Below are 5,276 nucleotides of genomic sequence, written 5' to 3'. Positions count from 1 at the left end.
ATCCGAAAATAAAGGTTTATCCTTTAAAAAATCATCGCTGATTCCATGAACCCGAAATGCTCCTTCATCAACCAAGCGTTCAGGGTTAAGGTACACATGGAAATGTTTTCCAGTTAATTTTCGATCAAATAATTCCACACAGCCAATTTCGATGACCCGATGACCCTGCTCATGCCCGATTCCGGTGGTTTCTGTATCTAATACAACTTGTCGCATCAATTACTCACTTAGTTCTTCAATACCTTGGTTGGCTAATGCGTCAACCAATTCATTTTCCGCATGCCCTGAGTGTCCTTTAACCCAATGCCACTTTATTTTATGGCGTGATGCCAATTCGTCTAAAAGAGTCCAGAGATCAGCATTTTTCACTGGCTCTTTTTTTGAGTTGCGCCAGCCGTTTTTTTTCCAGCCATGCAACCAACTCATCATACCTTGTCTTAAATATTGAGAATCAGTATACAAATCAACGTCACAAGAACGAGTAAGCGCCTCCAATCCTTTAATCGCGGCCATGAGCTCCATACGATTATTAGTCGTATGCGCTTCTCCGCCATGCAGGGTTTTTTCCGTCCCTTTATAGCGAAGCAAAACACCCCAACCTCCAGGGCCAGGATTGCCTTTACAGGCCCCATCTGTATAAATTTCTATACTCACTCAAACCTCGTTGTTTACATTTCAGCCCGAGAAAACTGCTCGCGCAAAATCATTGATTTTACCGCCTCAATATCCGGCGCAAAATAACGATCATGGTCATAAGGAGCAACCTCTGCTCGCACCGTATTATACACATCCTCCAACAAGGGTGAAGTTTTTAACGGTTTATGAAACTCAATTCCCTGACAGGCAGCTAACATTTCAATCGCTAAAATAGTCGCAGTATTATCATTCATTTCATGCAAACGCCGAGCAGCACTCGTTGCCATTGAAACATGATCTTCCTGATTGGCTGACGTGGGTAAACTATCTACTGAATGAGGATGGGCTAAAGCCTTGTTGTCACTAGCACAGGAAGCGGCCGTAACATGGGCAATCATAAAGCCTGAGTTTAAACCACTTTCTTTAATCAAGAAGGCAGGTAACCCACTGAAATTCTTATCAATTAATAAGGCAATTCGACGCTCAGAACTCGCTCCAATTTCGGCAATCGCTAAAGCCAAATTATCCGCAGCCATGGCAACAATTTCCCCGTGGAAATTACCACCGGAAAGTATATCGCCCTGTTCACTAAACACCAAAGGATTATCCGAAATAGCATTTGCTTCAACTTGTAAGGTATCTCGAACAAAACTAATTTGATGTAAGGCAGCCCCCATAACTTGCGGTTGGCAGCGTAATGAATAAGGGTCTTGAACTCGAGAGCAATCACGATGCGATTCGCGAATTTGGCTTCCGGCTAATAATTCTCGATATAATGCAGCAACCTCACGTTGGGTTTGATGGCCACGCACCAAATGAATGCGATCGTCAAAAGGCACATCACTGCCCTGTGCTGCATCAACAGATAAGGCTCCGGTAATCACCGCCACTTCAAATAGACTCTCGGTAACAAAGAGTGCTTTGATGGCAATAGCGGTAGAAACCTGAAGGCCATTAAGTAAAGCCAAACCTTCTTTAGCTTCCAACTCAAATGGCTTAAGCCCTGCTATTGTAAGACCATCAACAGCACTAATTATTTTGCCTTGATGCCGTACTTCTCCTACACCAAGTAAAGGTAAGGACATATGTGCCAAAGGCGCCAAATCACCTGAGGCACCTACTGAGCCTTTAGCTGGAATGCAGGGATACACTTGATGATTAAACAAAGCAAGTAAGGCATCGATTAATTCCAGACGTACGCCTGAGTAACCTTGGGCCAAGTTATTAATTTTAAGCAGCATAATCATAGCGACGATGTCGTCGTCCAATAACTTGCCAGTACCACAGGCATGGGAAAGCACGATATTACGCTGTAATTGTTTTAAATGTTCAGTGGGTATTGTTTGGTTTGCTAAGGAACCAAAACCGGTATTAATACCATAAACGGTTTTTTTGTCTTGGATTACCTTTTTCACCGTTTGGTGAGAGGTATCAATTGCTGCAAATGCATGGTTTGCAAGAGAACAGGGTAATTGATTACTCAAAATTTGCTTGATTGAGTGTAAGGTTAATTGTCCCGGCTCGAGAATAAAATACTCAGACATAAAACTAACTCCTTTTTTCAACTTGATAAGATGTTGGATTTTGGGTGGTAATTCTTCCTCTCCACATATTCCCGTAATTGCAAACGAAGTGAAACACCCCTGGGTTGCTTCGTCATTACATTCCTCGCAATGACGGAGAGAAGGAAAATCATGCCATCATCTCAACCTACGTCCTATTCCACCATGGGCAACCACAGCCCATTTTCTTTAGCACACTTTTTCGCAATTTCATAACCAGCATCAGCATGACGCATCACCCCAGTAGCTGGGTCGTTATGCAACACACGAGCTAAACGTTGAGCCGCCTTTTCGGTTCCATCAGCAACAATAACAACCCCTGCATGCTGTGAAAATCCCATACCAACACCCCCACCATGATGAATACTCACCCAAGTAGCTCCACCAGCACAATTTAGCAACGCATTTAGTAAAGGCCAATCAGATACAGCATCACTTCCATCCATCATGCCTTCAGTTTCACGGTTCGGACTCGCAACCGAACCCGAATCCAAATGATCGCGCCCGATAACAATCGGTGCCTTAACCGCCCCGCTCTTCACCATTTCATTAAAAGCTAAAGCCAATCGCGCTCTATCTTTTAATCCCACCCAACAAATACGCGCAGGTAATCCTTGAAAGGCAATTTTTTCTTTAGCCATATCCAGCCAGCGGTGTACGTGTTTATTATCAGGAATTAGCTTTTTAACCATTTCATCCGTTGCATAAATATCCTCAGGATCCCCAGATAGAGCAACCCAACGGAATGGCCCTATGCCTTCACAAAATAGTGGGCGAATGTATGCCGGTACAAAACCTTCAAAATCGAATGCATGCTGTTCGCCAGCTTCAAGAGCCATTTGACGAATGTTATTCCCATAATCAAAAACTGGAATACCTCGTTTATGAAACTCAAGCATTGCATGAACTTGAGTGGCCATTGATTTTTTAGCTGCATGAACCACTTCTTCAGGAGTGGTTTTCCGCATTTTTTCTGCGTACTCTAAAGTCCAGCCCGCAGGTAAATATCCATTAAGCGGATCATGGGCACTGGTTTGATCGGTTACTAATGAAGGAGTCGCGCCGCGTGCAACCAATTCTGGAAACACTTCCGCTGCATTGCCTAACACAGCCACGGATAAAGGCTTTTTCTGAACACAAGATTCATTAATCCAAGCTAAAGCTTCGTCCAAATCGGTAGTGTATCGGTCCAAATAACGTGTTTTTAAACGCTTTTCAATACGTAATAAATCACACTCTACCGCTAACACGCTGGCGCCAGCCATTGTGCCAGCCAAAGGTTGCGCCCCACCCATGCCGCCTAAACCTGCGGTAAGAATCCAGCGACCAGAAAAATCACCCTGATAATGTTTGCTGGCAGCAGACACAAAGGTTTCATAAGTGCCTTGAACAATGCCTTGTGAGCCAATGTAAATCCAACTTCCAGCCGTCATTTGGCCATACATCATTAAGCCTTTTTTATCGAGTTCATTGAAATGGTCCCAAGTTGCCCAGAGAGGAACGAGGTTTGAATTCGCAATTAATACGCGTGGTGCATCTTCATGAGTGGTAAAGACCCCTACCGGCTTGCCCGATTGGACTAACAGCGTCTGATTTGCTTCTAATGATTTAAGTACTTCTTCAATTTTTTCAAAGCACTCCCAGTTGCGTGCAGCCTTTCCCAAACCACCATAAACAATTAATGAATCGGGATTTTCAGCAACCTCTGGATCCAGATTATTATGAAGCATACGTAATGCAGCTTCGGCTAACCAATTTTGGGCCTGCTTTTCTGTACCGTGATTTGCCCTAATTACCCGCTTAGACTTGTTCGCATCCATAAAGCTTGCTCCATTCGCTAAAAAATAACCGATTATGAGCATACCAATACTTTGAATAGTCACATAATAGGGCGCAGGGAATTGAATACCGCAAAAAGTTGGTTCTACCACTCGAGAGATGAATAGAGTTAAGGACATAAACATCTGGAAATAGAATGACCAAAATACGACCGAAATAATACAGAGTAAACCAATCACCAGTGTTTGTCGTGATTGATTGGCATTTTCGCCACTAACCGCATAACTAATGTAACCCGCGGAGAATAAGACCACTAATCCAAAGACAATATTCGCTAATTTGGGAGAATTTAAGATGTAAAACGATAAGCCCCAAAGAAACACGATTAATAGGAAGGCGAGAACAATTTTTTTAAATTGAAATACAAAAGGATTATAGTCCTTGATTTTGTATTTCTTGATACCAAACGAAAACACCAAGAAGGCAATGACCATGCCTATTGCGGCACTGGTAAATGATGCAGCCCAGCCAAAATGTTCATTAAGTATGTTTGGCAGCGTAGTACCTAAAATGATACCGGAGGTAATTCCCATATAAAAAATGGTAAAACCGCTTTCACGCCGTGCTGAACCTTGTAAATATTCATTACCGAGCAAAGAAGAGATATTTGGTTTTAATAAACCTGTACCTACGGCGATACCTGCAAGTGACGCAGTGAGCACGTTTACACTATCTACAGAAGAAAGAAGACAATAGCTGATAAAAAGTACGATAGCGCCTAAGAGTACGGCTCTTTTTTGACCGATTAATTTATCGGCAATCCAACCGCCAACCACAGGTGAAAGGTAGGTTAGGGCGGTAAACGAACCGACTAGCGCATAAATTTGTTTATCGGGCCATTTAAAATGTAAGGCTAAATAGAGGGCTAAAAGTGATTGTACGACATAAAAACCATAGCGTTCCCACATCTCAGTAGCAAAGTATATCCCTAGAGATTCAGGGTGTTTTTCAACATGATTCTGCACTTTTTATATTCACAATTAATTAATATTGTACTGATTATATCATAGCCTATTATTAGGTGCCTATATGGCTATGAAGATGCCTTTATCAGCGTTCTGACTAACCTATCCTGCTCCGTTCTCCACGTTCCGCGGTACATCGAAGCTTTGTTCAATATAAGGGGTTTTTCCGTGCTACGTCAATGCCTGGCCTCAATATACCAAACCCTATGCGCTGAAAGCGCTGTAGTGTATGATTCATTTAATTTTTTAGCTAATGGAGCAAGCTTTATGGATG

The 5,276-nt window shown here is 42.6% G+C and carries 4 protein-coding genes and 1 pseudogene; all 5 read right to left on the bottom strand.

Translation table 11 applies throughout. From position 1 onward, the window contains the following. Positions 1 to 216: exonuclease domain-containing protein (locus ACQY7T_RS04370; protein WP_428411490.1), on the bottom strand; the 216-nt coding region annotated here is incomplete at its 3' end. A gap of 3 nt (positions 217 to 219) precedes the next feature. Next, positions 220 to 654, bottom strand: a complete 435-nt coding sequence (rnhA, locus tag ACQY7T_RS04365) for a ribonuclease HI (protein WP_428411489.1) — start codon at positions 652 to 654, stop codon at positions 220 to 222. 14 nt (positions 655 to 668) lie between these two features. Beyond that, positions 669 to 2,180, bottom strand: coding sequence for a histidine ammonia-lyase (gene hutH / locus ACQY7T_RS04360; protein WP_428411488.1), 1,512 nt, complete (start codon positions 2,178 to 2,180; stop codon positions 669 to 671). A 173-nt stretch (positions 2,181 to 2,353) separates the two neighbouring features. After that, positions 2,354 to 4,018, bottom strand: a complete 1,665-nt coding sequence (gene hutU, locus ACQY7T_RS04355; RefSeq protein ID WP_428411491.1) for a urocanate hydratase — start codon at positions 4,016 to 4,018, stop codon at positions 2,354 to 2,356. A gap of 15 nt (positions 4,019 to 4,033) precedes the next feature. Next, a pseudogene (locus ACQY7T_RS04350) lies at positions 4,034 to 5,002 on the bottom strand (peptide MFS transporter); the annotation flags it as partial. Between the last annotated feature and the right edge of the window lie 274 nt (positions 5,003 to 5,276).

It is taken from the genome of Legionella sp. (assembly GCF_965140895.1).
Taxonomy (GTDB): Bacteria; Pseudomonadota; Gammaproteobacteria; order Legionellales; family Legionellaceae; genus Legionella.
The sequence above is the reverse complement of the archived record's forward strand: the minus strand, read 5'-3'. Positions and strand labels throughout refer to the sequence as shown.

Coding starts and splice junctions, on each gene's coding strand:
- hutU (WP_428411491.1), bottom strand. CDS start 4,018: ATGGATGCGAACAAGTCTAAGCGGGTAATTAGGGCAAATCACGGTACA.
- hutH (WP_428411488.1), bottom strand. CDS start 2,180: ATGTCTGAGTATTTTATTCTCGAGCCGGGACAATTAACCTTACACTCA.